26 protein-coding genes are annotated in these 23,590 nt (G+C 70.9%); 8 read left to right on the forward strand and 18 right to left on the reverse strand.

Annotated elements, in window-relative coordinates; translation table 11 throughout:
* Window positions 1-139 precede the first annotated feature (139 nt).
* The 5 genes from QWY76_RS00395 (at window position 140) to aroE (ending at window position 4,855) form a co-directional block, all read left to right on the forward strand.
* The gene (locus QWY76_RS00395; RefSeq protein ID WP_290309136.1) at window positions 140-1,225 is read left to right on the forward strand and encodes a LysM peptidoglycan-binding domain-containing protein; all 1,086 of its coding nucleotides are present in this window, start codon (window positions 140-142) and stop codon (window positions 1,223-1,225) included.
* A 14-nt stretch (window positions 1,226-1,239) separates the two neighbouring features.
* Entirely contained in the window at window positions 1,240-2,340 is a 1,101-nt protein-coding gene (dprA, locus tag QWY76_RS00400) for a DNA-processing protein DprA (protein WP_290309137.1), read from the forward strand.
* A gap of 39 nt (window positions 2,341-2,379) precedes the next feature.
* Entirely contained in the window at window positions 2,380-2,937 is a 558-nt protein-coding gene (gene tsaC / locus QWY76_RS00405) for an L-threonylcarbamoyladenylate synthase type 1 TsaC (protein ID WP_290309138.1), read from the forward strand.
* Between the two features lie 34 nt (window positions 2,938-2,971).
* A complete protein-coding gene (gene hemF, locus QWY76_RS00410; protein WP_290309139.1) occupies window positions 2,972-3,895 on the forward strand; it encodes an oxygen-dependent coproporphyrinogen oxidase in 924 nt (307 codons plus the stop codon).
* Between the two features lie 147 nt (window positions 3,896-4,042).
* Window positions 4,043-4,855, forward strand: coding sequence for a shikimate dehydrogenase (gene aroE, locus QWY76_RS00415; RefSeq protein ID WP_290309140.1), 813 nt, complete (start codon window positions 4,043-4,045; stop codon window positions 4,853-4,855).
* A 30-nt stretch (window positions 4,856-4,885) separates the two neighbouring features.
* On the opposite strand, the gene QWY76_RS00420 is transcribed toward aroE, so the two are convergent.
* Both QWY76_RS00420 and QWY76_RS00425 read right to left on the reverse strand, forming a co-directional pair.
* Entirely contained in the window at window positions 4,886-5,146 is a 261-nt protein-coding gene (locus tag QWY76_RS00420) for a hypothetical protein (protein WP_290309141.1), read from the reverse strand.
* Window positions 5,147-5,167: 21 nt separating this feature from the next.
* Entirely contained in the window at window positions 5,168-5,965 is a 798-nt protein-coding gene (locus QWY76_RS00425) for a M48 family metallopeptidase (protein WP_290309142.1), read from the reverse strand.
* Window positions 5,966-6,084: 119 nt separating this feature from the next.
* Here QWY76_RS00425 and QWY76_RS00430 point away from each other — a divergent pair, with 119 nt between their 5' ends.
* Entirely contained in the window at window positions 6,085-6,954 is an 870-nt protein-coding gene (locus QWY76_RS00430; RefSeq protein WP_290309143.1) for an ATP-binding protein, read from the forward strand.
* On the opposite strand, the gene QWY76_RS00435 is transcribed toward QWY76_RS00430, so the two are convergent.
* From QWY76_RS00435 to trmJ, 15 genes are all read right to left on the reverse strand, one after another.
* The gene (locus tag QWY76_RS00435) at window positions 6,955-7,575 is read right to left on the reverse strand and encodes a hypothetical protein (RefSeq protein WP_290309144.1); all 621 of its coding nucleotides are present in this window, start codon (window positions 7,573-7,575) and stop codon (window positions 6,955-6,957) included.
* 216 nt (window positions 7,576-7,791) lie between these two features.
* Window positions 7,792-9,195, reverse strand: coding sequence for a ribosome biogenesis GTPase Der (gene der / locus QWY76_RS00440; RefSeq protein WP_290309145.1), 1,404 nt, complete (start codon window positions 9,193-9,195; stop codon window positions 7,792-7,794).
* On the reverse strand, window positions 9,192-10,340 hold the full coding sequence (bamB, locus tag QWY76_RS00445; RefSeq protein ID WP_290309146.1) for an outer membrane protein assembly factor BamB: 1,149 nt from the start codon (window positions 10,338-10,340) through the stop codon (window positions 9,192-9,194). The genes der and bamB overlap by 4 nt, the downstream gene beginning before the upstream one ends.
* Window positions 10,340-10,996 (reverse strand): YfgM family protein, encoded by a 657-nt coding sequence (locus tag QWY76_RS00450; RefSeq protein ID WP_290309147.1) that lies wholly within the window; start codon window positions 10,994-10,996, stop codon window positions 10,340-10,342. The genes bamB and QWY76_RS00450 overlap by 1 nt, the downstream gene beginning before the upstream one ends.
* A gap of 28 nt (window positions 10,997-11,024) precedes the next feature.
* A complete protein-coding gene (hisS, locus tag QWY76_RS00455; RefSeq protein WP_435388912.1) occupies window positions 11,025-12,320 on the reverse strand; it encodes a histidine--tRNA ligase in 1,296 nt (431 codons plus the stop codon).
* A 28-nt stretch (window positions 12,321-12,348) separates the two neighbouring features.
* Entirely contained in the window at window positions 12,349-13,464 is a 1,116-nt protein-coding gene (gene ispG, locus QWY76_RS00460; RefSeq protein ID WP_290309149.1) for a flavodoxin-dependent (E)-4-hydroxy-3-methylbut-2-enyl-diphosphate synthase, read from the reverse strand.
* Between the two features lie 10 nt (window positions 13,465-13,474).
* The gene (locus QWY76_RS00465) at window positions 13,475-14,458 is read right to left on the reverse strand and encodes a RodZ domain-containing protein (protein ID WP_290309150.1); all 984 of its coding nucleotides are present in this window, start codon (window positions 14,456-14,458) and stop codon (window positions 13,475-13,477) included.
* A 31-nt stretch (window positions 14,459-14,489) separates the two neighbouring features.
* The gene (pilW, locus tag QWY76_RS00470) at window positions 14,490-15,233 is read right to left on the reverse strand and encodes a type IV pilus biogenesis/stability protein PilW (RefSeq protein WP_290309151.1); all 744 of its coding nucleotides are present in this window, start codon (window positions 15,231-15,233) and stop codon (window positions 14,490-14,492) included.
* Between the two features lie 119 nt (window positions 15,234-15,352).
* Window positions 15,353-16,480 (reverse strand): dual-specificity RNA methyltransferase RlmN, encoded by a 1,128-nt coding sequence (gene rlmN, locus QWY76_RS00475; RefSeq protein WP_290309152.1) that lies wholly within the window; start codon window positions 16,478-16,480, stop codon window positions 15,353-15,355.
* Between the two features lie 61 nt (window positions 16,481-16,541).
* Entirely contained in the window at window positions 16,542-16,970 is a 429-nt protein-coding gene (ndk, locus tag QWY76_RS00480) for a nucleoside-diphosphate kinase (RefSeq protein WP_290309153.1), read from the reverse strand.
* A 163-nt stretch (window positions 16,971-17,133) separates the two neighbouring features.
* Entirely contained in the window at window positions 17,134-17,460 is a 327-nt protein-coding gene (locus QWY76_RS00485) for a HesB/IscA family protein (protein WP_126484901.1), read from the reverse strand.
* Window positions 17,461-17,486: 26 nt separating this feature from the next.
* Window positions 17,487-18,644 carry an aminotransferase class V-fold PLP-dependent enzyme gene (locus tag QWY76_RS00490; RefSeq protein ID WP_290309154.1) on the reverse strand — a complete coding sequence of 386 codons (1,158 nt, stop codon included), beginning with the start codon at window positions 18,642-18,644 and terminating at the stop codon, window positions 17,487-17,489.
* Window positions 18,645-18,665: 21 nt separating this feature from the next.
* Window positions 18,666-19,136, reverse strand: a complete 471-nt coding sequence (locus QWY76_RS00495) for an Rrf2 family transcriptional regulator (RefSeq protein ID WP_290309155.1) — start codon at window positions 19,134-19,136, stop codon at window positions 18,666-18,668.
* A 109-nt stretch (window positions 19,137-19,245) separates the two neighbouring features.
* Window positions 19,246-20,172: a serine O-acetyltransferase gene (gene cysE, locus QWY76_RS00500; RefSeq protein ID WP_290309156.1), complete on the reverse strand. Its 927-nt coding sequence runs from the start codon at window positions 20,170-20,172 to the stop codon at window positions 19,246-19,248.
* Between the two features lie 75 nt (window positions 20,173-20,247).
* Window positions 20,248-21,003 (reverse strand): tRNA (cytosine(32)/uridine(32)-2'-O)-methyltransferase TrmJ, encoded by a 756-nt coding sequence (gene trmJ / locus QWY76_RS00505; RefSeq protein ID WP_290309157.1) that lies wholly within the window; start codon window positions 21,001-21,003, stop codon window positions 20,248-20,250.
* A 144-nt stretch (window positions 21,004-21,147) separates the two neighbouring features.
* Between trmJ and QWY76_RS00510 the strand changes: the two genes are divergently transcribed.
* Both QWY76_RS00510 and QWY76_RS00515 read left to right on the forward strand, forming a co-directional pair.
* A complete protein-coding gene (locus QWY76_RS00510; protein WP_290309158.1) occupies window positions 21,148-21,942 on the forward strand; it encodes an inositol monophosphatase family protein in 795 nt (264 codons plus the stop codon).
* A 251-nt stretch (window positions 21,943-22,193) separates the two neighbouring features.
* Entirely contained in the window at window positions 22,194-22,535 is a 342-nt protein-coding gene (locus tag QWY76_RS00515; RefSeq protein WP_290309159.1) for a hypothetical protein, read from the forward strand.
* 99 nt (window positions 22,536-22,634) lie between these two features.
* On the opposite strand, the gene QWY76_RS00520 is transcribed toward QWY76_RS00515, so the two are convergent.
* Window positions 22,635-23,522: a LysR family transcriptional regulator gene (locus tag QWY76_RS00520; RefSeq protein WP_290309160.1), complete on the reverse strand. Its 888-nt coding sequence runs from the start codon at window positions 23,520-23,522 to the stop codon at window positions 22,635-22,637.
* Window positions 23,523-23,590 lie beyond the last annotated feature (68 nt).

Consider the following 23,590-nt stretch of genomic DNA (forward strand, 5'->3'; position numbering starts at 1 on the left):
TTCGGGATATGCGGCTATTCTAGAAGCCGGCGACGCGGCGGAAAACCACGCGTCGCGTATCGTATCGATAGCATCAGACTATACCACGGCGGCGGGGTTCCATGCGCTGCCGGGGATAACAACGCGGGGGAAGCCGGGGATGAGGCAGACGAGACGCAGCAAGGGCATGCGGCGCTGGCTGGGGGCGCTGGCGGCGGGGCTGCTGGTGGGCGCCGTGCAGGCCCAGGGCCTGTCCTGGGAGAACGGCCTGAGGGACAGCGCGCCGGACCGCTACACCGTGGTCAGGGGCGATACCCTGTGGGACATCTCCGGGCGCTTCCTGCAGCATCCCTGGCAGTGGCCGGAGGTCTGGCAGGTCAATCCCCAGATCGAGAACCCGCACCTGATCTATCCCGGCGACACCGTCTACCTCTACGACTGCGGCGGCCGGCCCTGCCTGGGCCTGGAGCGAGGCCAGGGAGTGGTCCGCCTCTCCCCGGAGGTGCGCGCCGTTCCGCACCGCGAGGCCGTTGCCCCCCTCCCGCTGGAATCGGTGCGTCACTTCCTGCGCGAGCATCGGGTGGTGACCGACCCCGAGCGGCTGGACGAACTGGCCTACGTGGTGGCCGGCGACGATGGCCGCCTGGTCAGCGGGGCCGGGGACCGGTTCTACGCCCGCGGCCGCGTCGACGGCGGCGGCCGCTTCGGCATCTACCGCGTCGGCGAGCGCTACCGGGACCCGACCAGCGGCGAGCTGCTCGGCCTCGAGCTGGAGAGTGTCGGCGAGGCCCGCCGGCTGCGCCAGGAAGACGATATCGCGGTGATGGAGGCCACCCGTTCCCGGGAAGAGATCCGCAGCAACGACATCATCCTGCCGCTGGAAGACCGGGCCCTGACCACCGAGTTCCTGCCGCGGGCCCCGGAGCAGCCGATCGACGGCCGCATCCTGGCGGTGCCCGGCGGGGTACGCTTCATCGGCCGCCTGCAGGTGGTGGCGCTGGACCGAGGCACCCGCGACGGCCTGGCGGCCGGGCACGTGCTGGCGGTGGAGCAGCGCGGCGAGCTGGTCGACGACCCGCGTACCGGCGAGGCCCTGCGGATGCCCGGCGAAAACGCCGGCCTGGTGATGGTCTTCCGGCCCTACGAGAAGATGAGCTACGGCCTGGTGATGCAGGCCACCCGCACCCTGGCCGTGGGGGACCGCCTGCACAATCCGCGCGCCTCGCTGGGCACGGCGCGGCGCTGAGCCCCGTTTCACGCATGGCTCTGGAGGCCAGGGAGTGGCTGCTGCTGTCCCGGTTGCCCGGCATCGGCGCGGCCGGACTGGCCGAGCTCGCCAACCGGGGACCGGCCTGGCCGGAGGGCTGGCTGGCGGTGCTGCCCGCGCCGGCCGGCCGGGCCCTGCGGCTGTGGCTCGACCACCCCGCGCGCAGCCCGCTCACCCCGCGGCTCGAGGCCGACCAGGCCTGGCTCGACGCCGCGGCCGACCGTCACCTCCTGCATCCCGACCATCCCGCCTGGCCGCCCCTGCTCGGCCAGATCGCCGACCCGCCGCCGGTGCTCTGGGCCTGGGGCGATCTCCAGGCCCTGGTGCCGCCCAGGCTGGCCATGGTCGGCTCGCGCCGGCCGACCCGGGAGGGCCTCACCAACGCCGCCGGCTTCGCCCGGGAGCTCGCCCGGCAAGGCTGGTGCGTGGTCAGCGGCATGGCCCTGGGCATCGACGGCGCGGCCCAGCGCGCGGCCCTGGAGGCCGGCGGCTGCAGCGTGGCGGTACTCGGCTGCGGGGTCGACGTGGTCTACCCGGCGCGCCACCGCGACCTCCACGCGCGGCTGCACGCCACCGGCGGCCTGCTGGTCGCCGAGCATCCCCCCGGCACCGCGGCCCGGGCGGCGTTCTTCCCGCGGCGCAATCGCATCGTCACCGGCCTGTCGCTGGGCGTGCTGGTGGTCGAGGCCGCCGAGCAGAGCGGCTCGCTGGTCAGCGCCCGGCTGGCCAACGAGCAGGGCCGCGAGGTCTTCGCCCTGCCGGGGTCCATCCACAATCCCCAGGCCCGGGGCTGCCTGCGGCTGATCCGTGACGGGGCGGCGCTGGTCCGCCAGGTGGACGATATCCTCGACGAGCTCGTGCACTGGCCGGGGGCCAGGCCGGCCAGCGCGGCAGCGGCCACGCCCGCCCCGGCCCGGGAGGACCCGCTGCTGGGCTGGCTCAGCGACACGCCCACGCCGGTGGATGCCCTGGTCGATCTCACCGGCCTCGGGGTCACGGAGTGCCAGCGCCGCTTGCTGGAGCTCGAGCTCGCGGGCCAGGCGTGCCCGGCCATGGGCGGCTGGGTGCGCCTGCCGACGCGGCACAGCCCATGATAGAATGCCGGCCGTCGTCATCGCACCGGACCCCATGCCATGACCCAGGCCACTCCCCTCGCAACCGCCGTGGCCGCCCTGCGCGCGGGCGGCGTCATCGCCTATCCCACCGAGGCCGTCTGGGGCCTCGGCTGTGACCCGGACGACGAGGCGGCGCTGACCCGCCTGCTGCGGCTCAAGGCCCGTGACCCGGCCAAGGGCGTGATCCTGGTGGCCGCCGACATCGGCCAGTTCGCGCCCTGGCTGGCAGGACTGCCGCGGGACCAGCAGGCCCCCCTGGCGGCGAGCTGGCCCGGCCCCACCACCTGGCTGGTGCCCGACAACGGCCGCGCCCGGCCGCTGGTGCGCGGCGCCCATGACCGGGTGGCGCTGCGGGTCAGCGACCATCCGCTGGTGGCCGAGCTGTGTCGGGCCTTCGGCGGACCGTTGGTGTCCACCTCGGCCAATCGCGCCGGCGAGCCCCCGGCGATGAGCGCCGCCGAGATCCAGGCGATATTCGGCGAGCGACTCGATGCCGTCCTCGACGGCCCCCTGGGTGGCCATGACCGGCCCAGCACCATCCGCGACCTGGCCAGCGGCCGGGTGCTGCGCGCCTGACGACCCTGACCCGCTCACCAGCCAAGGAGTCTCCGTGGCCCACGCCAAGCTCGACGACGTCAAGACCTACCTGCTCGACCTGCAGGACCGCCTGTGCGAGGCCCTGGCCGCCGAGGATGGCCGGGCCTCCTTTCACGAGGACGCCTGGACCCGCGAGGCGGGCGGCGGGGGGCGTTCCCGGGTGATCGAGCATGGCGCGGTGTTCGAGAAGGGCGGCGTCAACTTCTCCCATGTCCACGGCGCCACCCTGCCGCCCTCGGCCACCGCCGCCCGTCCGGAACTGGCCGGTCGCGGCTTCCACGCGGTGGGCGTGTCCTGGGTGCTGCATCCCGAGAACCCCCATGTGCCGACCAGCCACGGCAACGTGCGCTTCCTGATCGCCGAGAAGGCCGGCGAGGAACCGGTGTGGTGGTTCGGCGGCGGCTACGACCTGACCCCCTTCTATCCGGTCCGGGAGGACGTGCGCCACTGGCACCGGGTGGCCCGGGACGCCTGCGCGCCGTTCGGCGACGACGTCTACCCGCGCTACAAGGCCTGGTGCGACGACTACTTCTACCTCAAGCACCGCGACGAGACCCGCGGCGTCGGCGGGCTGTTCTTCGACGATCTCAACGAGGGCGGCTTCGCGCGCTGCTTCGCCTTCCAGCAGGCGGTCGGCGACAGCTTCCTCGACGCCTACCTGCCGATCGTCCGGCGCCGGCGCGCCACGGCCTGGGGTGAGCGGGAGCGGGACTTCCAGCTCTATCGGCGGGGCCGCTACGTGGAGTTCAACCTGGTCTGGGACCGTGGCACCCTGTTCGGCCTGCAGAGCGGGGGGCGCACCGAGTCGATCCTGATGTCGATGCCGCCGCTGGCCCGCTGGGAATATGACTGGCAGCCCGCGCCCGGCAGCCCCGAGGCGGAGCTCTACGAGGGCTACCTGGCGCCCCGCGACTGGCTGGGGGAAGACACTGAATAAGCGTCTGCTCGCCGGAATCGCGGCGTTGCGCGATGCCCGCATTCCTCACCTATTGCTCATCGGCTGCGGATGCTGCGCTCCGGGCGCCTTGCGCTTCCCGGCGCTCGACGGCTTCTTCAGCGCTTCCCGGGACACTATGGAGTTTCCATGACTGACCGTTACTGCGTGTTCGGCCACCCCGTCGGCCATTCCAGGTCGCCGGCCATCCATGCGGCCTTCGCCGAGCAGACCGGCGAGGCCCTCGAGTACACCGCCATCGAGGCGCCGCTGGACGACTTCGCCGGGGCCTGGCGCGAGTTCGTCGCCGCCGGGGGTCGCGGGGCCAATGTCACCGTGCCCTTCAAGGAGGACGCCTATCGACTGTGCGACGCGCTGACGCCCCGGGCCCGGCGGGCCGGGGCGGTCAACACCCTGCTGCGCACGGCGGAGGGCGGCACCCTCGGCGACACCACCGACGGCGCGGGGCTGGTGGGGGACCTGCAGCGCCACGGCGTGACGCTGGCGGGAGCCCGGGTGCTGGTGCTGGGCGCCGGCGGGGCCGTGCGCGGCGTGCTCGAGCCGTTGCTCGCGGCAGGGCCCGCGAGCCTGCATATCGCCAACCGCACCGCGGCCAAGGCCAGGGCCCTGGCCGAGGACTTCGCCGATCTCGGGCCGGTGAGCGGCGGCGGCTTCGAGGCCGTCGAGGGCCCCTTCGAGGTGGTGATCAACGGCACCAGCGCGAGCCTCGCCGGCGAGCTGCCGCCGCTGCCCGACGCGCTGTTCGCCCCGGGGGCGACCGCCTACGACATGATGTACGGCGCCGAGCCCACCGTCTTCCTGCGCTGGGCCGAGGCGCGCGGCGCCCGCGGCATCGACGGCCTGGGCATGCTGGTGGGCCAGGCCGCCGAGTCGTTCCATCTGTGGCGCGGCAAGCGCCCGGACGTTGCCCCCGTGCAGGAGCGCCTCCGGCAGGCGCTGTGAAGCGCTAGCGCCAAGCCAAGCGGATCGGCGCTAGCGCTTCTTGAGGTAGAGCCCCGCCATGCAGCAGGCCAGGCCGGCCAGCGACACCAGCATGCCGCCGTTGACCAGCCAGGGGCGGCGCTCGATCCAGGGCACGAAGGGCTGGGGCGTCTCGCGGCACGTGCCGGCCAGATAGTCCCAGTGGCCCTGCTGGACCAGCAGGCACTCCCGGACATCGCCCAGCTCCAGGAAATAGATGCCCATCAGCACCAGGATGGGCAGGACCAGCAACAGCAGTCCGATTCTCAGCATGCGCTTTCCTTCAGGACGTCATCAGCGCCCGCAGCTCGGGGTGCGGCCGGCCTGACGGGCCTGTTCAAAGCGCGGCAGGACCTCGGGGATCTGGGCCTCGAGGCCGGCGATGCGCTGGCCGTGGCTGGGGTGGGTGGACATCCACTCCGGCGGCTGGCCGCCGCCGGCGGCGCTCATGTTCTGCCACAGGGCCACGCTGGCCCGGGGATCGAAGCCGGCCTCGGCCATCAGCTGCAGGCCGATCACGTCCGCCTCGCTCTCGTGGCGACGCGAGAAGGGCAGCAGGATGCCGTACTGGGCGCCCAGGCCCATGGCGGCCATGACCTGCTCACCGCCGGCGCCCTCCAGGCCCGCCGCCGACGACAGCACCGAGAGCCCGAGGTTGGTGGCGCTCTGGGTCGAGGCACGCTCGTTGGCATGGTGGGCCAGCACATGGCCGATCTCGTGGCCGATGACCGCGGCCAGCTGATCCTGGTTCTCGGCGATGTCGAGCAGGCCGGTATTGACCCCCACATAGCCGCCGGGCAGGGCGAAGGCGTTGGCCGAGTCGTCCTCGAAGACCTTCACCTGCCAGCCTCCCTCGCGGGCCTGCGGCGGCAGGCTGCGAACGATGGCCTCGGTCACGCACTGCACCTGGCGGTAGGCAGCGCCGCCCACGGTGGGGCGCTCCTGCTGGTACTGGTCAAAGGCCTGGGCACCCATCTGGTCGAGCTGCTCGTCAGACATCAGGGTCAACTGCGAGCGACCGGTGGGCGAAGTGGTGCAGGCCGCCAGGGCGAGGCTCAGCGCCCCCACGGCCACTCCATGTATCCAACGCATCTGGGATCCTCCTGGGGCCGTCAGGGGCGGGGCCACTGGACGGCTTGTCACGGTTCGCCACAAGATACCCTGATCGCCGGCGAGGTCAAACCGCGAAACCTGCAACGAAGGAGGAAGTCATGGACGAGGAGCTGGCGCGGCGTCTGCTGCACCTGGTGGAGCGGGTGGAAGCCTGGCTGCCGCCGCCCCCGGTCGAGATCGACTGGGGGCGCGATATCGCCGCCCTCTGGCAGCGGCATGCCCTGGGCGGGCATCTGGTCCCGGTGCCGCCCCGGGACACCCTGGGGCTGGCGGCGCTGCTGGGCATCGAGCGGCAGAAGCGGGCCCTGGTCGACAATACCCGCGCCTTCCTGCGCGGCCATCCCGCCAACCACGCCCTGCTGTGGGGCGCCCGGGGCAGCGGCAAGTCGTCGCTGGTCCGCGCGCTGCTCAACGACCTGGCCGCGGAGGGCCTGCGGCTGGTGCAGGTGGATCGCCACGACCTGGCCGGCCTGCCGAGCCTGGTCGAGGGACTGCGCCGGGAACGCCATCGCTTCGTGGTCTACTGCGACGACCTGTCCTTCGAGGGGCACGATGACGCCTACAAGGCGCTGAAGAGCGTGCTCGACGGGACGCTCACCGGCCCGCCCGAGAACGTGCTGCTCTACGCCACCTCCAATCGCCGCCACCTGCTGCCCGAGTCGATGAGCGACAACGACGCCACCCGCCTGGTGGGCGACGAGCTGCACCATGGCGACGCCGTGGAGGAGAAGATCTCGCTCTCCGACCGCTTCGGCCTGTGGCTGGGCTTCCATCCCTTCGATCAGGCGGTCTACCTGGAGACCTGTCGTCACTGGGTCGCGCACCTCGGCACGCCCGCGGACTGGACGGCCGAGGCCCGGGCCGAGGCGATCCGCTTCGCCACCCTGCGCGGCGCTCGCAGCGGCCGGGTGGCGTGGCAGTTCGCCTGCCAGTGGGTGGGCACGCGCCGGCTGCAGGCCTCGCCCTGATCAGCCCTGGGGCACCAGCTCGCCGTTCTCGCCGACGGCCATGCGGATCGTCGGGGTCAGCAGGCCGGCGGGCAGCGTCATGCCCAGGCCGCGAAGGTCGCCGGGGCTGATCGCCAGCTCGCTGCCGGCGGGCAGTTCGCCGCGGCGGGCGAGCTGGCTGGCGAGTTCCACCACCGGGGCCAGGCGGCGCTGGTCCGTGGCCAGCACATCGAAGGCCACGGGCAGGCGCAGCTTGGCATCGCTGGCGGCGTTGAGGGTCACGTCCTGCTGGTAGCGACCGCTCAGCGCCTCGGCGCCCGGCATGTCCAGGCGCCAGCGGAAGCCGGCCATCTCCACCGGCGGCGTGCCGGCGGGCAGGCCGAGGCCCAGCGCCAGGGTGGCCTGCACCGGCAGGCTGCCCGCGCCCAGGCTCGAGGCGATCAGCGAGGTGAGATCGCCGCTATCCAGGCGGGCGTCGACGGCGTAGGGGCCGATGCGGACCTCTTCCACGCCCAGCGAGGTGACCGCCAGGCGAAAGGCGAACAGGCCGGTCTGGGGCAGCGCCAGGCAGCCGCCCAGCAGGGCGGCCAGGCACAGGGAGGCCGGCAGGCGCCAGCGGGTCGGGAAGCGACGGGAGCGCATCGGGGGTCTCCGGAGGGGGGGGGGAATCGCATTCTGCGAATATTCAACGATGTGGCAGGGCCGGCGTATTTGAGGGGCGCCGGCCCGGCGCGTCAAGGGCCCGTGGGCGTCGACGGCGTCTCGCCGAGGGAAAGTTGTCGACCGGAGACGACACCGCCCGGCCCGTGCGCGAGCACGGACCGGGCGGGGCAGGGGGGAAGGAGCCGGGCAAGCGCCTCAGCGTCGGCCGCGGCGCGCCTCCTTGGTGCGGTCCAGCTCGCGCTTCTTGGCCTTCTCGCGGTCGCTGGCGCCGGCCAGGTTGTCGTAGGGGTTCTTGCCCGAGCGGAACTCGAAGCGCATCGGCGTGCCACGCACCTTGAGCACCTTGCGGAAGGTGTTGGTCAGGTAGCGCTTGTAGGCCTCGGGCAGCGAGTCCGTCTGGTTGCCGTGGACGACGATGATCGGCGGGTTGCTGCCGCCCTGGTGGGCCATGCGCAGCTTGATGCGCCGGCCGTTGACCATCGGCGGCTGGTGCTGCTCCACGGCGTCCTGGAGGATGTTGGTCAGCCGGTTGGTGGACCAGTGGCTGTTGGCGGAGGCGAAGGCCCGCTCCAGCGAGGGGTAGAGGTCGCCCACCGCGGTGCCGTGCAGCGCCGAGATGAAGTGCAGCTCGGCGTAGTCGGCGAAGCCCAGGCGGCGCTTGATCTCGGTGCGCATCCGCTCCTTGGCCTCGCTCTCCAGCCCGTCCCACTTGTTGACCGCCAGCACCAGCGCCCGGCCGCTGGTCAGCACGTAGTCGAGCAGGTGCAGGTCCTGCTCCACCAGGCCGCTGCGGGCGTCCAGCACCATGATGGCGACATGGCACTCCTTGATGGCCTCGAGGGTCTTGATGATCGAGAACTTCTCGGCCACCTCGCGGACGTTCTTGCGGCGCCGCACGCCGGCGGTATCCACCAGCACGTAGGGCTTGCCGCGGCGCTCGAAGGGGATCTCGATGGCATCCCGGGTGGTGCCGGCCTCGTCGAAGACCACCACCCGCTCCTCGCCGAGCAGGCGATTGACCAGGGTCGACTTGCCCACGTTGGGGCGACCGATCACGCCGATGCGGATGCCCTTGGTGCCGGTGTCGGCGGGGATGTCCTCGTCGCGCTCGGGGAAGGGCGTGAGCACCTCATCGATCAGCGTGGTGACGTTGCGGCCATGGGCGGCGGCGATCGGCCGCGGGTCGCCGAGGCCGAGCTGCCAGAAGTCCGCCATGGCGGAGTGCTCTTCCAGGCCGTCGGTCTTGTTGACCACCAGCCAGGTCTTCTTCTGGTTGATGCGCAGGTGGTTGGCGATGGCCTCGTCGGCCACGTTGAGGCCGCTGCGGCCGTCGACCAGGAACAGCACGATATCGGCCTCGTCGATGGCCTGCAGCGACTGCTCGGCCATGGCCGCGTCGATGCCTTCCTCGTCGCCGCTGATGCCGCCGGTGTCGATCACCGTGTAGGCCTTGCCGCCGAGCATGCCGTTGCCGTACTTGCGATCCCGGGTCAGGCCCGGGAAGTCGGCCACCAGGGCGTCGCGGGAGCGGGTCAGGCGATTGAACAGGGTCGATTTGCCTACGTTGGGGCGGCCGACCAGAGCGATCACGGGGGTCATGGTTGCAGTTCCAGGGCTTCCAGGCTGCCGTCGTCGGCCAGGGCAAAGACGCGACGGCCGTCGGCGAGCGGGCGCACGCTGATGCCGGAGCCGTCGATCTCGGTGCGGCCGACGAGGGTGCCCTCACGGGCATCGATAAAGTGGACGTAGCCCTCGAAGTCGCCCACCACCAGGCGGCCGTCGGCGAAGGCCGGGTCGGTGAGCCCGCGGCCCTCGAGGTCCTCGAGGCGCCACAGCTCCTCGCCGTTGCCGGCGTTCAGGGCCACCAGGTGGCTGGCCTCGTCGACCACGAACAGGAAGTCGCCGACCAGCACCGGGGTGCGGTAGCTGGACACGTCGCGGGACCAGAGGGTTTCGCCGGTGGTGGCCTGGAGGGCCACCAGGCGACCGTTGTAGCTGGTGACGAAGAGGCGGCCGTCCTGGGTCAGGATCGGCTGGCCGGCCAGGTCGACCAGGCGTTCGATCTCGTTGCGGCCCTCGGGCGTGGCGATCCGGCGCTCCCACAGGGGCTGGCCCACGCGGTTGTCGAGGGTGACCAGCCGTCCGTTGGCCAGGCCGGCGAAGGTGACCTGGTCGATCACCCGCGGGGTGCCGGTGCTGCGCAGGGTCAGCGTCGGGCGCGAGGTGCTGTAGACCCAGCGCTCGGCGCCGCTCTCGCGATCCAGGGCGGTGACCTTGCCGTCCACGGCCTGGACCACCAGCAGTTCGCGATTGGGTTGGGGGGCGGCCAGCACCTCGCTGCTGACCCGGGTGCGCCACAGCACCTCGCCGTCGGCCTGGTCGAGAGCCAGCACCTCGCCGTTGCGGGTGCCCAGGTAGACCCGGTCGGCCACCGCGGTCAGGCCGCTGGAGGCGCCGGCGGACAGCTCGACGGTCCAGCGGGGCTCGCCGCTGTCGGCATCCAGCGCCTGGACCAGGCCGTGCTGGTCGGCGGCGAAGATGACGTCACCGTCCTGGGCCGGCGACAGGGGATAGCCGCCCAGGCCCAGGCCGTCGCCGATCTGTTGGTGCCACAGGGTCTCGGTGGTGGTGGTGCCGGCGGTGTCCTGCAATTCCTTCGGCGGGTATTGGGGCTCCACCTTGCCGGCACAGCCGGCCAGCAGGGCCAGCGCCGCGGTAGCGGCGATCATGAGGTTCGCTTTCATCAGGTGGTCTCCTCGACGCCCAGGTCGTCCAGCTTGAGTTGCACGCCGTAGAGTGGCTGGTCGCTCGCCTCGGACAGGCTGAGCGCCTCGCGCCAGGCGTCACGGGCCGCCTGCCGGTCGCCGAGCATCAGGTGGGCATCGCCGCGGATGTCGGCCCGCTGGGGCGCGAGGGGCGCGGGGATCTCGCCGTCCAGGGTCGCCAGCGCCGCCTCGGCGGCGTCGTCGGCGAGCTGCAGGCGGGCCAGGCGCAGCCGGGCCAGGCCCTGCAGGTAGGGGCGCGGGCTCTCGGCGATCAGCCCCTCCAGGGCGGTGACGGCGGCGGCGGTATCGCCGGCCTGCACGGCCAGGCGGGCGTCCAGCAGCCGGGCCAGGTCGGCATAGAGGCTATCGCCGTGGTCCTCGGTGAGGGTGGTCACCAGGCCGTCGGCCTGCTGGCGGGCGGCCTCGTCGAGGTCGTCCTGGCCGCTCAGGGTGAGCAGTTGCTGGTAGCGCTGGGAGGCCGCCTCGGCCTGGCCGGCCTGGTAGTCCTGCCAGGCCTTCCAGCCGAACACCCCGGCGGCGGCGATCACCGCGCCGAGGATCAGCGAGGTGCCGTTCTCCTTCCACCAGCGCTTGATGGCTTCCAGCTGTTCTTCTTCGGTTCTCAGCTCCGCCACGGGCGGTCTCCTTTCTGTCCGCGGGCCGTCAGGCGAGGGTCTCGCCTGCCAGCAGGGATGTGAGGGTCGTGGTCAGGTCGGCCTGGGCGAGGCGCTGCTGTTCGCGGTCCTCGCGCAGGAACTTCAGCGTCACGGCGTTCTCGGCGAGTTCGTCCTCGCCCAGCAGCAGGGCCAGGCGGGCGCCGCTGCGGTCGGCCTTCTTGATGCGGCTCTTGAAGCTGCCGCCGCCGCAGTGCAGCTGCAGGCGCAGCTCGGGCATGGCCTCGCGCAGCCGCTCGGCGAGCAGCAGGGCGGCCGGCTCGGTGGCCTCGCCCATCGGCAGCAGGTAGACGTCGAGCTCGCCACGGGCCTCATCGGGGACCAGCCCCAGGGTGTCGAGCAGCAGGATCAGGCGCTCGATGCCCATGGCGAAGCCCACCGCCGGGACCGGCTTGCCGCCGAGTTGCTCGACCAGGCCGTCGTAGCGGCCGCCGGCGCAGACCGTGCCCTGGCTGCCCAGCGCCGTGGTGGTCCACTCGAAGACGGTGCGCGAATAGTAGTCCAGGCCGCGCACCAGGCGCAGGTTGATCACGTAGCCGATGCCGGCGGCGTCGAGCATGGCGGTGAGCCGCGCGAAGTGGTCCCGGGACTCGGCGTCCAGGTGATCGATCATCCGCGGCGCATCGGCCAGCATCGGCGCCATGTCGGGGTTCTTGGAGTCGAGGATGCGCAGCGGGTTGCTGGTCAGCCGGCGCCGGGAGTCCTCGTCGAGCAGTTCATGATGGGCCTCGAAATACTCCACCAGGGTGTCGCGGTAGGCCGCGCGGGCCTCCGGCGAGCCCAGGGAATTGAGCTCCAGGGTGACGTGCTCGGACAGGCCGAGCTGCTGCCACAGCCGGGCCGACAGCAGGATCATCTCGGCATCGATGTCCGGCCCCTCGAGGCCGAAGCTCTCCACGCCGACCTGGTGGAACTGCCGATAGCGGCCCTTCTGGGGGCGCTCGTGGCGGAACATCGGGCCCTGGTACCACAGCCGCTGGGTCTGGTTGTGCAGCAGGCCGTGCTCCAGGGCGGCCCGCACGCAGCTCGCCGTGCCCTCGGGGCGCAGGGTCAGGCTGTCGCCGTTGCGGTCCTCGAAGGTGTACATCTCCTTCTCGACGATGTCGGTGACCTCGCCGATGGAACGCTTGAACAGCGCGGTCTGCTCGACGATGGGGGTGCGGATCTCGTCATAGCCGTAGCGGCTCATCAGCGTGCGCACCTGGCCCTCGAAGTACTGCCACAGCGGTGACTGGTCCGGCAACAGGTCGTTCATGCCACGAATGGCCTGGATCTTCTTGCTCAATGCGTGCTCCTTGAGAGGGTCTTCGGGTTCAGGCATCCCGGGCGATGACGTCCTGTTCGGCCTGCTGCTTCTCCCGGATCTTGTCGCGGATCAGCCGCTCCAGGTCGTCGACCAGGTGGTCGTTGCGCAGCTTGCTGGCCGGCTTGCCGTCGATGTAGACGAGGTTGGCCGGGTCGCCGCCGGTCAGGCCGATGTCGCTCTCCTTGGCCTCGCCGGGGCCGTTGACCACACAGCCGATGACCGAGACATCGAGTGGCGTCAGGACGTCCTCCAGACGCTCCTCCAGGGCATTCATGGTGCCGATGACGTCGAAGTTCTGGCGCGAGCAGCTGGGGCAGGCGACGAAGTTGATGCCCTTGGCGCGCAGCCGGAGGCTCTTGAGCATGTCGAAGCCGACCTTGATCTCCTCGACCGGGTCCGCCGCCAGCGACACGCGGATGGTATCGCCGATGCCGTCCATCAGCAGCATGCCGAGGCCGATGGATGACTTGACGGTGCCCGAGCGCAGCCCGCCGGCCTCGGTGATGCCGAGGTGCAACGGCTGCTCGATGCGCCCGGCCAGCTCGCGGTAGGCGGCCACGGCCATGAACACGTCGGAGGCCTTGACGCTGACCTTGAAGTCGGGAAAGTCGAGGCGCTCCAGGTGGTCGATATGGCGCATCGCGGACTCGACCAGCGCCGCCGGGGTGGGCTCGCCGTACTTCTTCTGCAGGTCCTTCTCCAGCGAGCCGGCGTTGACGCCGATGCGGATCGGGATGCCGTGGTCGCGGGCCGCCGAGACCACCGCGCGGACGCGCTCCTCGCGGCCGATGTTGCCGGGATTGATGCGCAGGCAGTCGACGCCGAGTTCGGCGACGCGCAGGGCGATCCGGTAGTCGAAGTGGATGTCCGCGACCAGCGGCACCGCCACCTCGCGCTTGATGCGGCCGAAGGCCTCGGCGGCGTCCATGCTGGGCACCGAGACGCGCACGATGTCGGCGCCGGCGTTCTCCAGCTGACGGATCTGGGCCACGGTGGCGGCCACGTCCAGGGTGTCGGTGTTGGTCATGCTCTGGACGGAGATCGGGGCGCCGCCCCCGACCGGGACATTGCCGACGTGGATGCGGCGCGACTGGCGTCTGGTGATGGGCGATGGTGCGTGCATGATGGCGGACTCATTCTCCCAGGGTGAAACGGGCGATGTTGTTGGCGCCGATGCGGGACGCCAGGTCCACGGGCTCGCCGCGCCAGACCAGCTCGACGCCGGTGGCGTTGCCCACGGTCAGGCGGAAGGGCGGTTCGCCTTCGACGCGCGCCGTGGTGCCGGGTTCCTGCAGGCCGACGAAAACGCGCTGGTTGGTGGCGTCGACGATCTCGGTCCAGGACTGTTCGTTGAAGGTCAGGCGCAGCACGCCGGCGTCGGGGGCCGGGGCCTCGTCGGCCGGTGCGGCATCCGCCTCGGGCGTGGCCGCCGTGGCCTCGTCGTCGGGCGCCCCGTCGGCGTCGGCGGTTGCCTCGCCCGCGTCGGCGGGCGGTGTCGATGGCGCGGTGTCGCCCGCGGGGGCGGACGGCGCCTCGGGCGAGGCCGTCTCGCCGGCAGTGGCTTCATCGCCGGCGGAGGCTTCATCGCCGGCCTCGGGAGCGGACGCCGCCTCGCCGCCCTCGGTGATGGTGGTGGTGCCGTCGAGGCTGTCCACGGCCACCGGGGGATTGTCGCCGGGGGTGGGCGGCTGGCTGCCGCCGCGGCTCTGCCACCACATCAGGGTCAGGCCGACCAGGCCGGCGATGACCACCAGGGTGGCCAGGCGGAACATCCAGGCGCCGAGCCGAGAGGGCGGCTTGTTGACCACGTGTACCGGGGTCATCTTGCGCTCGGTGTGGTCGTTGCCGAAGCGTGCCTGATAGGCGGCCAGCACCTGATCGGCGTCGATGCCCAGCAGGTTGGCGTAGCTGCGCAGGTAGCCGCGCCGATAGGTGACGATCGGCACTTCCTCGTAGCTGTCCCGCTCCAGGCCGTCGATCACGGCCGGGCGCAGGTTCAAGGCCTCGGCGACCTCTTCGCGAGACAGCTCCATGGCTTCGCGCTCGCGTCGCAGCAGCTCGCCCGGCGAGGCCTGGCCAGCGAAGGCATCGGGCTCCTGTGAATGGGTGTCACTCATGGCGTGGCATCCTTATTGAAAATCTCGGGGGTCAGGGCGCGCCACGTGAAGTATCCAGTGGGGTCGCGGCCGCCTGGCCGCCTCGGGCCTGGGCGATGTCGCGGGCCAGGCGGCGGGCCGCCGCGGTGGTGCCGGCCAGGCGCCGATAGGTCTCGAGCTCGCGTTCGGCCCGCGCATAGTTGCCCTGCGCGTACTCGAGTTCGGCCAGGCGCAGGTAGCTGCCGGGCCGGCGCGGGTCGATGCCCTGGGCGCGCTCGAGGCTCGCGCGGGCGGCCCGAGTGTCGCCGAGCTCCCGCTGGCACTGCCCGAGATTGGTGAACAGCTGGGCCCGGTTGGCGTACTGGGTGTCTTCGGTGGCCTGCTCGAGCTGCTGACAGGCCTCGCGGATGCGTCCCTGATCATACAGGAAGGCGGCATAGTTGTTGCGTGCCCGGGTCAGCTCCGGCGCGCTGCGCAGGGCCTGGCGGAAGGTCTCGTCGGCCAGGTCCGCCTCGCCCTGACGCTGGTAGACCATGGCCATGGCCTGCAGGGCCTCGGGGGCCGCGGGGTCCAGCTCCAGGGCACGGTCCAGGGCCGAGAGGGCCCGAGGCAGGTTGTTGCGCTCCAGATAGGCCACGCCGAGGCGAGTATAGGCCGCCACCGGATCGGCCGTCTCCGCCGCGACCGGGGTGCTCGCGCCGGGCTGGCTGGCACAGCCGGTCAGCCACAGGGCGCTCGCCAGGAGGACGCTGACGGGCAGGTGTCGGAAACCGGGCAGGCGCGGGCGACGGGTCATGGCATCCTCTCTGGTGGCGGGCACCGCCCTCCGCGCGGGGCGTGGGGTGCCTGGCCGATGGTGAAAAAAGGCCCGACCATCAAAGCGTCGTGCCCAGGCGAAGTCAAGGTGCCCCCGGGTCAGTCGGCGTCGAGCTGGATCGACTGGATGTAGCGCTCGTGGCGACGGGTGCGATCCTTGACGCGGCCGACCAGCTGGCCGCAGGCGGCATCGATGTCGTCGCCGCGGGTCGAGCGGATCGGCGCCGTGTAGCCGAGCTCGTAGAGCCACTGCTGGAAGCGCATCACCTGATTGCGGGACGGCGTCTCGTAGCCCGAGTGGGGGAAGGGGTTGAAGGGGATCAAATTGATCTTGCAGGGCAGCTCCTCGAGCAGTGCCGCGAGCTCGCGGGCATGTTCCTGCTGGTCGTTGACGCCCTTGATCACCGTGTACTCGATGGTGACCATCCGCGTGTCGTCGCACTTGGCCAGGTAGCGCTGGCAGGCGTCGAGCAGGGTGCGGATGTTGTACTTGCGGTTGAGCGGCACCAGTTCGCTGCGCAGCTCGTCGTTGGCGGCATGCAGCGAGATGGCCAGGCTCACGTCGAGCTCGTCGCCGAGGCGGTCGAGCATCGGCACCACCCCGGAGGTGGAGAGGGTGACGCGGCGCTTGGAGAGGCCGTAGCCGTTGTCGTCGAGCATCAGCTTCATCGCCGGCACGACATTGTCATAGTTCAGCAGCGGCTCGCCCATGCCCATCATCACCACGTTGGTGACCGGGCGATTGGCGGTGTCGCGACGCGCCCCGAAGCTGTTGCTGGCGACCCACACCTGGCCGATGATCTCGGCGGCGGTGAGGTTGCGCTGGAAGCCCTGCTTGCCGGTGGAGCAGAAGCTGCAGTCCAGGGAACAGCCGACCTGGGAGGACACGCACAGGGTCCGGCGCTTGCCGTTCTCGGCCGGGATCAGCACGGTCTCCACGTAGCTGCCGTCCTCCACTTCCAGCACCCACTTGCGGGTGCCGTCGCTGGAGGTGCCCTCGTAGACCACGCTCGGGCCCCGGATCTCGGCGACCTCGGCCAGGCGCGTGCGCAGCGCCTTGGACAGGTTGGTCATGGCCGCGAAGTCGGCGCAGCCGTCGTGATGGATCCATTTCATCACCTGCGAGGCACGGAACTTCTTCTCGCCGATGGAGAGGAAGAAGGCTTCCATCTCCTCGCGCGTCATGCCGAGCAGGTTGGTGCGTTGGGGAGCAGTGGTGGCGGTCATGGCAGTCAGCGGGTCGGTGGGGCAGAGCGGGGGTGAGCACACCCCCGCCGGTGACAGGCGATCAGCCGCGCGGGCAGATCTCGCTGTCCTGGAAGAAGTAGGCGATCTCGCGGGCCGCGGATTCCGGCGAGTCGGAACCGTGGACGGCGTTGGCGTCGATCGATTGGGCGAAGTCGGCGCGGATGGTGCCGGCCTCGGCTTCCTTCGGGTTGGTGGCGCCCATCAGGTCACGGTTGGCGGCGATGGCGTTCTCGCCTTCCAGCACCTGCACGACCACCGGGCCGGAGGTCATGAAGCCGACCAGGTCACCGAAGAAGGGACGCTCCTTGTGCTCGGCATAGAAGCCCTCGGCCTGCTCCTGGGACAGCTGGAGCATCTTGGCGGCGACGATCTTCAGGCCGGCCTTCTCGAAGCGGCTCTCGATTTCGCCGATGACGTTCTTGGCGACGGCGTCGGGCTTGATGATGGACAGGGTGCGTTCGGTAGCCATGGGGCGTGTCTCCAGTCTGGGAAGGGTCGAGCGGTACAACCTCGCGCCGCCCCGGGAGGGCCGGGGCGGCGCGAGGCATGGGTATGGTGCGGTCCGGCGCCGGGCGCCGACTGGGCGCAGAGTATACCGCCCCGCGGCGGCAATGGACAATCGCGCCTCGGACTCAGACGCTGAAGCTCTCGCCGCAGCCGCACTCGTCCTTGACGTTGGGGTTGCGGAAACGGAAGTAGCGGTTCAGGCCCTCGGAGACATAGTCGACCTCGCTGCCGTCGAGCATCTCCAGCGCCTCGGGGGCGACATACACCCGGACGCCGTGTTCCTCGAAGGCCACATCGTCGTTGGCGGCCTCGTCGGCGAAGTCGAGCACGTAGCTGTAGCCCGAGCAGCCGCTGGGCTTGACCGTGACCCGCAGGCCCAGGCCGTGCCCGCGCTCGTCGAGCACCCGACGGATCTGCTCGGCGGCGGCAGTGGTGATCGAAAGATGCGACATGGTGGTCTCCTGCAAGCGGGTTGGGGTCACGGGGTCTTGCGGCGCAGCCCGATCAGGGCATGGCGCAGCGCCTCGAGCGCCCGGTCGATATCGGCCTCGCTGGTGAAGCGGCCGAAGCTGAAGCGCAGCGAGGCGAGCGCCAGGCGGCGGGGCACGCCGATGCCCTTCAGTACATAGGATGGCTCGACGCTGGCCGAGTTGCAGGCCGAACCGGTCGACAGCGCGATGTCGCGCAGGGCCATCAGCAGCGACTCGCCGTCGACCCCCTCGAAGGCCAGGTTGAGGATGTTGGGCACCGCGCACTCGATCACGCTGTTGCGGTGGATGCCGTCGAGGTCCTCGAGCCCGGCCAGCAGCCGGTCGCGCAGCGCCCGGATGCGGGCCTGGTCGGCCTCGCCCTCGCGGCCGGCGATGGCGAAGGCCTCGCCCATGCCGGCGATCTGGTGGGTGGGCAGGGTGCCCGAGCGCATGCCGCGCTCGTGGCCGCCGCCGTGGATCAGCGCCTCGAGGCGGATATCCGGGCTGCGCCTGACGTAGAGGGCGCCCACGCCCTTGGGGCCGTAGATCTTGTGAGCGGACACCGACATCAGGTCGATGCCCTGGGCGGCGGCGTCCAGTGGGATGCGCCCTACCGCCTGGACCGCATCCACATGGAAGACCGCGCCGCCGGCGTGGGCGACCTCGGCCAGCGCCGCCAGGTCGTGGATGCTGCCGAGCTCGTTGTTCACGGCCATCAGCGAGACCAGCGTCGTGTCCTCGCGCATCGCCGCGCGCAGGGCCTCGGGCGTCACCCGCCCGTCGCGCTCCGGGGTCAGCCAGGTGACCTCGAAGCCTTCCCGCTCCAGGGCCTTGGCGGTGTCGACCACGGCCTTGTGCTCGATGCGCGAGGTCACCAGGTGCCGGCCCCGGGCCCGGTTGGCGCGCATGAAGCCGGTCAGCGCCAGGTTGTCGGCCTCGGTGGCGCCGCTGGTCCAGACGATCTCGCGGGGATCGGCGCCGATCAGGTCGGCGACCTGGCGGCGCGCGCCCTCCACGGCCTGCTCGGCCTGCCAGCCCGGCATATGGCTGCGCGAGGCCGGATTGGCGAAGACGCCGTCCAGGGTGAGATGGCGACTCATGACCTCGGCGACCCGGGGGTCGACGGGGGTGGTGGCGGCGTAATCGAGATAGACGGGTGCGCTCATGGGCTCGGTCAGTGTCGGGGTTCAGGGCGACGCGGTCGGGATCTGGTCGTCGTCGAGGCGGCGGCGCTGGCGGCCGGCGATGCTCTGGATCTCCTCGCGGCTGGCCAGCTGGCCCAGGGTCACGCCATCGAGGAAGCCATGGATCTGCTCGGACAGCTCGCTCCACAGGTGGTGGGTGAGGCAGGTGTCGCCCTGCTGGCAGTCCGACAGGCCGCCGCAGCGGGTGGTGTCCACCGACTCGTTGACGGCGTCGATGACCCGGGCCACCGAGATCGTCTCCGGGGCCATGGCCAGCAGGTAGCCGCCGCCGGGGCCGCGCACGCTGTCGACCAGCCCGCTGCGCCGCAGGCGGGCGAACAGCTGCTCGAGGTAGGACAGCGAGATCTCCTGCCGCCTGGAGATGTCGGCGAGGCTGGTCGGGCCCGCGTCGGCATTCATGGTCAGGTCGAGCATGGCGGTGACGGCGTAGCGTCCCTTGGTGGTCAGGCGCATGGAGCACTCACCTCGGCACCGACGCGGGCGTCGGTTGTCGGTGACTCGGGCCGGTTCCCCGCGAAGGGCCGGGAAGACCCGCCATTATGATTAAGACCCAGTAGCACGGTCAACCATTGCTGCGGCGCTTGCCGACCTCGTCCCGGGGGGGCGTCGGAGCCTCGGCGCCGGCGCTGGCCTCGGCCGGGGATTCATCGGCGGGCGTCGGCCGCTCGGTCGCCTCGGGCCGTTTCTCCCGCGGCCCGCAGCAGCCGTCGACGTCCTCGAGGATATTGGCGAAGTCCTCGTCGCGCAGCTCCGGCAGCTGGCCGTCGCGGAAGCCGGCATCGATCTGGCGCAGCGTCGAGCACATGCGCTCGATGCGCTCGTCCACGGCGTGCATGTGATCGAGCATGGCCTGCATGGAGCGGGCCACCGGGTCGGGCATGTCCTGGCTGACGCCGTAGGCATCGAAGCCGAACTTGCGGCGCATGGCCTCGCGGCGCGCCGGGTCGACCTGCAGGGCCTCTTCCTGATCGGGGTCGCTGCGCTGCACCACCTTGCCGGGGATGCCCACCACGGTGGCGCCCGCCGGCACCTCCTTGGTGATCACCGCATTGGAGCCGACCTTGGCCCCGGCGCCCACCGTGAAGGGGCCGAGGATCTTGGCGCCGGCGCCGACGATCACGCCGTCCTCGAGGGTCGGGTGGCGCTTGCCCTTGTTCCAGCTGGTGCCGCCCAGGGTCACCCCCTGGTAGAGGGTCACGTCGTCGCCCACCTCGGCGGTCTCGCCGATCACCACGCCCATGCCGTGGTCGATGAAGAAGCGCCGGCCGATGGTCGCCCCGGGATGGATCTCGATGCCGGTGAACCAGCGCGCCAGGCTCGACAGCGTGCGGGCCAGCCACTTGAGGTTGTGGCGCCACAGCCAGTGGCTCGTGCGGTGCACCAGCAGGGCGTGCAGCCCCGGATAGTTGGTCAGCACTTCCAGGAAGTTGCGCGCCGCGGGATCCCGGGCGAATACGCTGTTGATGTCCTCGCGCAGACGTTGAAACATGCGGCGGTCCTTGGGTGGAGGGCGAGAGCTTCTTTTCATAGTGGGGGTGCGGCGGGCCGGCTTCAAGCCGGCCGCTCAGCCATCGTCGCCCCGCTCGGCCTGGCGTTCGGTGGCGGAGAGGATGCCGCGCAGGATATTGAGCTCCATGCGCTCCGGCCGGGCCCGCAGGGTGAAGCGGCGCAGGCGGGCCATCAGCTGGCGCGGCGTGGCCGGGTCGTGGAAGCCGATGGCGACCAGGGTGCGCTCCAGGTGGGCGAAGTAGTGCTCCAGTTCCTCGTGGCTGGCCAGCGGCTGGCCATCCTCATCCGCGGCCGGCGCCTCGCCGCTCGCCGGCTGGGCAAGCCAGGCCAGGCGACACTCGTAGGCCAGCACCTGCACCGCGGCGGCCAGGTTCAGCGAGCTGAACTCGGGATTGGTGGGGATGTGCACGTGGGCATGGCAGCGCTGCAGCTCGGCATTGGTGAGCCCGCTGTCCTCGCGGCCGAACACCAGGGCCACGCGGCCCGCCGGCGCGGCCAGCTCGTCCGGCAGCCGCTCGCCCAGCGCCCGGGGCGTGATCATCGGCCAGGGCAGGGTGCGCGAGCGGGCGCTGGCCCCCACCACCAGGGTGCAGTCGGCGACCGCCTCCTCCAGGGTGGCGACCGTGTGGGCCTCGTGGACCAGGGCATCGGCCCCCGAGGCCCGCGACACGGTATCCGCGGTCAGCGGTTCGCAGCGCGGCGCCACCAGCGCCAGGTCGGCCAGGCCCATGTTGTGCATGGCGCGGGCCGTGCCGCCGATGTTACCGGGATGGCTGGTGCCGATCAGGACGATGCGGATGCGCTCGAGCATGGGGGACCTGCGTGGTGTTGCCGTGGGTAAAGGGCCGCTAGTCTAGCATGTCGGCCGGGGGCGTGGCGTGGCGCACGGGGCGCGCTTCTGCTAGGATTCGCGCCGACCCGTTCTTTAACACCACCGACTCCCCAAGGCCCGATCATGCATCCGATGGTCCAATTCGCGCTGCGTGCCGCTCGCAGTGCCGGCGAACAGTTCCTGCGCATCCGTGAGCGTATCGAGAACGCCCATGAAGAACACAACCTCGACCGTCTGCTCGAGGACGCCGCCCGCAACGCCGAGACCCTGATTTCCCGTCAGCTGTCCCGGGGCTATCCCCAGCACGGCGTCGTCGGTCGCTATACCCCCCATCGCAGCGGGGAAGGCGAGGGCAGCGATATCCTGTGGCGCATCGAACCCTTCCATGGCTACTCCAACCTGGCCGTCGCCTCGCCCGGCTTCGCGTTGTCGCTGGTATGCCTGGTCAAGGGCCGCCCGGAGCATGCGGTGGTGATCTGTCCCTTCAGCGACGACGAGTACCTGGTCAGCCGGGGCCGTGGTGCCCAGCTCAATGGCAAGCGCATCCGCGTGCCGAAGCGCACGGCGATCGCCGGCAGCCGCATCGCCATGAGCCTGCCGGAGACCTGGCTGCGGCCGCGCCTGTTGCCCGCCTACCTGACCCTGACCCAGCAGCTCGCCCCCCAGGTCGAGCTGCAGCGCGCCTCCGGCAGTGGCCTGCTGGATATCGCCGAGCTGGCCGCCGGGCGCGTCGACGCCGCCTTCGTGCCGGGCCTCGACGAGCAGGACATGCATGTCGGTACCCTGCTGCTCAAGGAGGCCGGGGCGCTGATGGGCACCCCCGATGGCCAGCCGTCGGTGGTGGTCGAGGGCCAGCTGATGGCTGCCGGGCCGCGGCTGTTCAAGGCGCTGGTGCAGCAGCTCAAGCCGCACTTCTGAGCGGCGCCCGGCCCTCGCCGGGTCGGCGGTGACCGCCCTCGAAATGACGCCCCCGCGGCCTGGCCGCGGGGGCGTCTTGCGTTCTGCAGGGGGCACCGGGCGAGGTTACATCCGGTGACAGTCACGGGACTGTTCTGGCCGGCCCAGTCGGTGTAGCTTGAGAGGTGTCCGGTGGTCCGACGACCCCGGCATCATGCGCCCCCGGGGGTCACGCCGCCGGGCCATGAGACCCACCCGCGAGAGGAGTGACGATGCAACCGCTCAGCTATTACTACTACAACGTGCTGGAAAGCCTGGAGAAGCCCTGCGACGTGCCGGCGCTGCATCTCCAGGAAGGCTATGACCTCCTGTATCGCTACGGCGGCCGGGTCGAGATGGACCTGATCCGCCGCGCCGAGCAGGCCAGCGCGAATGGCGAGCCGTACCACTGGCACGAGGCCCTCGATGCCGAACAGCAGGACAAGCTGCGTCGTGCCCTCGACGACGGGAACCCGGCGAAGATCCTCAAGGTGATGCAGCGCAACGGCTATGCCGGCGTGCTCTATCATCACGCCCGTGAAGTCTATCGTCCCGACGCCCAGGGCGTCGCCTAGCCGTACCTCTCGACCCGCCCCGCTCCGGGGCGGGGCCTGAAAAAGCCCCTGGCGCCTCGGCGCCAGGGGCTTTTGGATTGTGCACTCGCCCATGGCGTTTCAGGATGGGGCCTGCCCGAGTTCGCTGTTCAGCCAAGCGGCTAGCTGGTCGATGTCCCGCCTTGGGGGGCCCTGTGGCAACCAGAGGCTGAGGCGTGCCGGCGTCTCGATAAACCCCCAGGGGGCCACCAGTCGGCCCGTGCGCACGTCTTCCTCCACCAGGTAGGACGGCGCGATGGCGACTCCCAGACCCACCAGTGCCGCCTCCAGCATATAGTGGAGGTGTTCGAATGACTGATCCCTGCGCATTGCGGCGAGATCCAGGCCCTGGGCCTTGAACCAGCGAGGCCAGGCCTGTTCGCGCGACTGGGTATGGAGCATCGGCAGCGTCAGCAGTGCTTCGGCATCGGGAGGGGAGGTATCGATCAGCCCTGGCGTCATGACGGGCCCCATGCGCTCCGGCGCGAGATCGATCACCTGCGCGTCGCTGGGCCATGGCGGCTCGGCGAAGCGCAGGGCGGCATCGACGCGGGTGCCGAGCCCATCTAGCTGGTCCTCGTCGGCCGTGAGGTGCAGGTTCAGCTCCGGGAAGCGGGTCTTCAGTCGATGCAGCCGGGGAATGAACCAGCGAGCGAGGAAGCTGCCGGGGCAGCCGAGTACCAGTGGAGCCTCCGACACGCGCCGTCGCAGCTGGGTGCAGGCCTGGCCGAGCTGGCCGAAGGCCTGTGAGGTCGAGGCACGCAGGTACTCGCCCTCCTGGGTCAGCGCCAGGCCGCGCCCCTCGCGCCTGAACAGCTTCATCCCGAGCTGCTCCTCGAGTTGCCGCAGCTGTCGGCTGATCGCGCCATGCGTGACGTGAAGTGCCTCCGCCGCACGCGTGACGCTCAGCGTGCGCGCCGTTTCATCGAAGGCTCTCAGGGCATTCAGCGAAGGCAGTCGGTCGTTCACGACGGGCTCCTGATATGTCAGTTTTTCTCACAAGTTAGCGAGTAATGATCGATTATCACAGGCCGAGC

It is taken from the genome of Halomonas maura (assembly GCF_030409305.1).
Lineage (GTDB): Bacteria > Pseudomonadota > Gammaproteobacteria > Pseudomonadales > Halomonadaceae > Halomonas > Halomonas maura.

Bases quoted from the DNA above. Each gene is read 5' to 3' on its own strand.
- QWY76_RS00510 (WP_290309158.1), top strand. From the start codon at position 21,148: ATGCATCCGATGGTCCAATTCGCGCTGCGTGCCGCTCGCAGTGCCGGC.
- pilW (WP_290309151.1), bottom strand. From the start codon at position 15,233: ATGACCCGTCGCCCGCGCCTGCCCGGTTTCCGACACCTGCCCGTCAGC.
- ispG (WP_290309149.1), bottom strand. From the start codon at position 13,464: ATGCACGCACCATCGCCCATCACCAGACGCCAGTCGCGCCGCATCCAC.
- dprA (WP_290309137.1), top strand. From the start codon at position 1,240: ATGGCTCTGGAGGCCAGGGAGTGGCTGCTGCTGTCCCGGTTGCCCGGC.
- QWY76_RS00425 (WP_290309142.1), bottom strand. From the start codon at position 5,965: ATGCGTTGGATACATGGAGTGGCCGTGGGGGCGCTGAGCCTCGCCCTG.
- ndk (WP_290309153.1), bottom strand. From the start codon at position 16,970: ATGGCTACCGAACGCACCCTGTCCATCATCAAGCCCGACGCCGTCGCC.
- QWY76_RS00495 (WP_290309155.1), bottom strand. From the start codon at position 19,136: ATGCGCCTGACCACCAAGGGACGCTACGCCGTCACCGCCATGCTCGAC.
- QWY76_RS00395 (WP_290309136.1), top strand. From the start codon at position 140: ATGAGGCAGACGAGACGCAGCAAGGGCATGCGGCGCTGGCTGGGGGCG.
- tsaC (WP_290309138.1), top strand. From the start codon at position 2,380: ATGACCCAGGCCACTCCCCTCGCAACCGCCGTGGCCGCCCTGCGCGCG.
- aroE (WP_290309140.1), top strand. From the start codon at position 4,043: ATGACTGACCGTTACTGCGTGTTCGGCCACCCCGTCGGCCATTCCAGG.
- QWY76_RS00430 (WP_290309143.1), top strand. From the start codon at position 6,085: ATGGACGAGGAGCTGGCGCGGCGTCTGCTGCACCTGGTGGAGCGGGTG.
- QWY76_RS00490 (WP_290309154.1), bottom strand. From the start codon at position 18,644: ATGAGCGCACCCGTCTATCTCGATTACGCCGCCACCACCCCCGTCGAC.
- der (WP_290309145.1), bottom strand. From the start codon at position 9,195: ATGACCCCCGTGATCGCTCTGGTCGGCCGCCCCAACGTAGGCAAATCG.
- QWY76_RS00485 (WP_126484901.1), bottom strand. From the start codon at position 17,460: ATGTCGCATCTTTCGATCACCACTGCCGCCGCCGAGCAGATCCGTCGG.
- QWY76_RS00420 (WP_290309141.1), bottom strand. From the start codon at position 5,146: ATGCTGAGAATCGGACTGCTGTTGCTGGTCCTGCCCATCCTGGTGCTG.
- rlmN (WP_290309152.1), bottom strand. From the start codon at position 16,480: ATGACCGCCACCACTGCTCCCCAACGCACCAACCTGCTCGGCATGACG.
- QWY76_RS00465 (WP_290309150.1), bottom strand. From the start codon at position 14,458: ATGAGTGACACCCATTCACAGGAGCCCGATGCCTTCGCTGGCCAGGCC.
- QWY76_RS00435 (WP_290309144.1), bottom strand. From the start codon at position 7,575: ATGCGCTCCCGTCGCTTCCCGACCCGCTGGCGCCTGCCGGCCTCCCTG.
- trmJ (WP_290309157.1), bottom strand. From the start codon at position 21,003: ATGCTCGAGCGCATCCGCATCGTCCTGATCGGCACCAGCCATCCCGGT.
- cysE (WP_290309156.1), bottom strand. From the start codon at position 20,172: ATGTTTCAACGTCTGCGCGAGGACATCAACAGCGTATTCGCCCGGGAT.
- bamB (WP_290309146.1), bottom strand. From the start codon at position 10,340: ATGAAAGCGAACCTCATGATCGCCGCTACCGCGGCGCTGGCCCTGCTG.
- QWY76_RS00515 (WP_290309159.1), top strand. From the start codon at position 22,194: ATGCAACCGCTCAGCTATTACTACTACAACGTGCTGGAAAGCCTGGAG.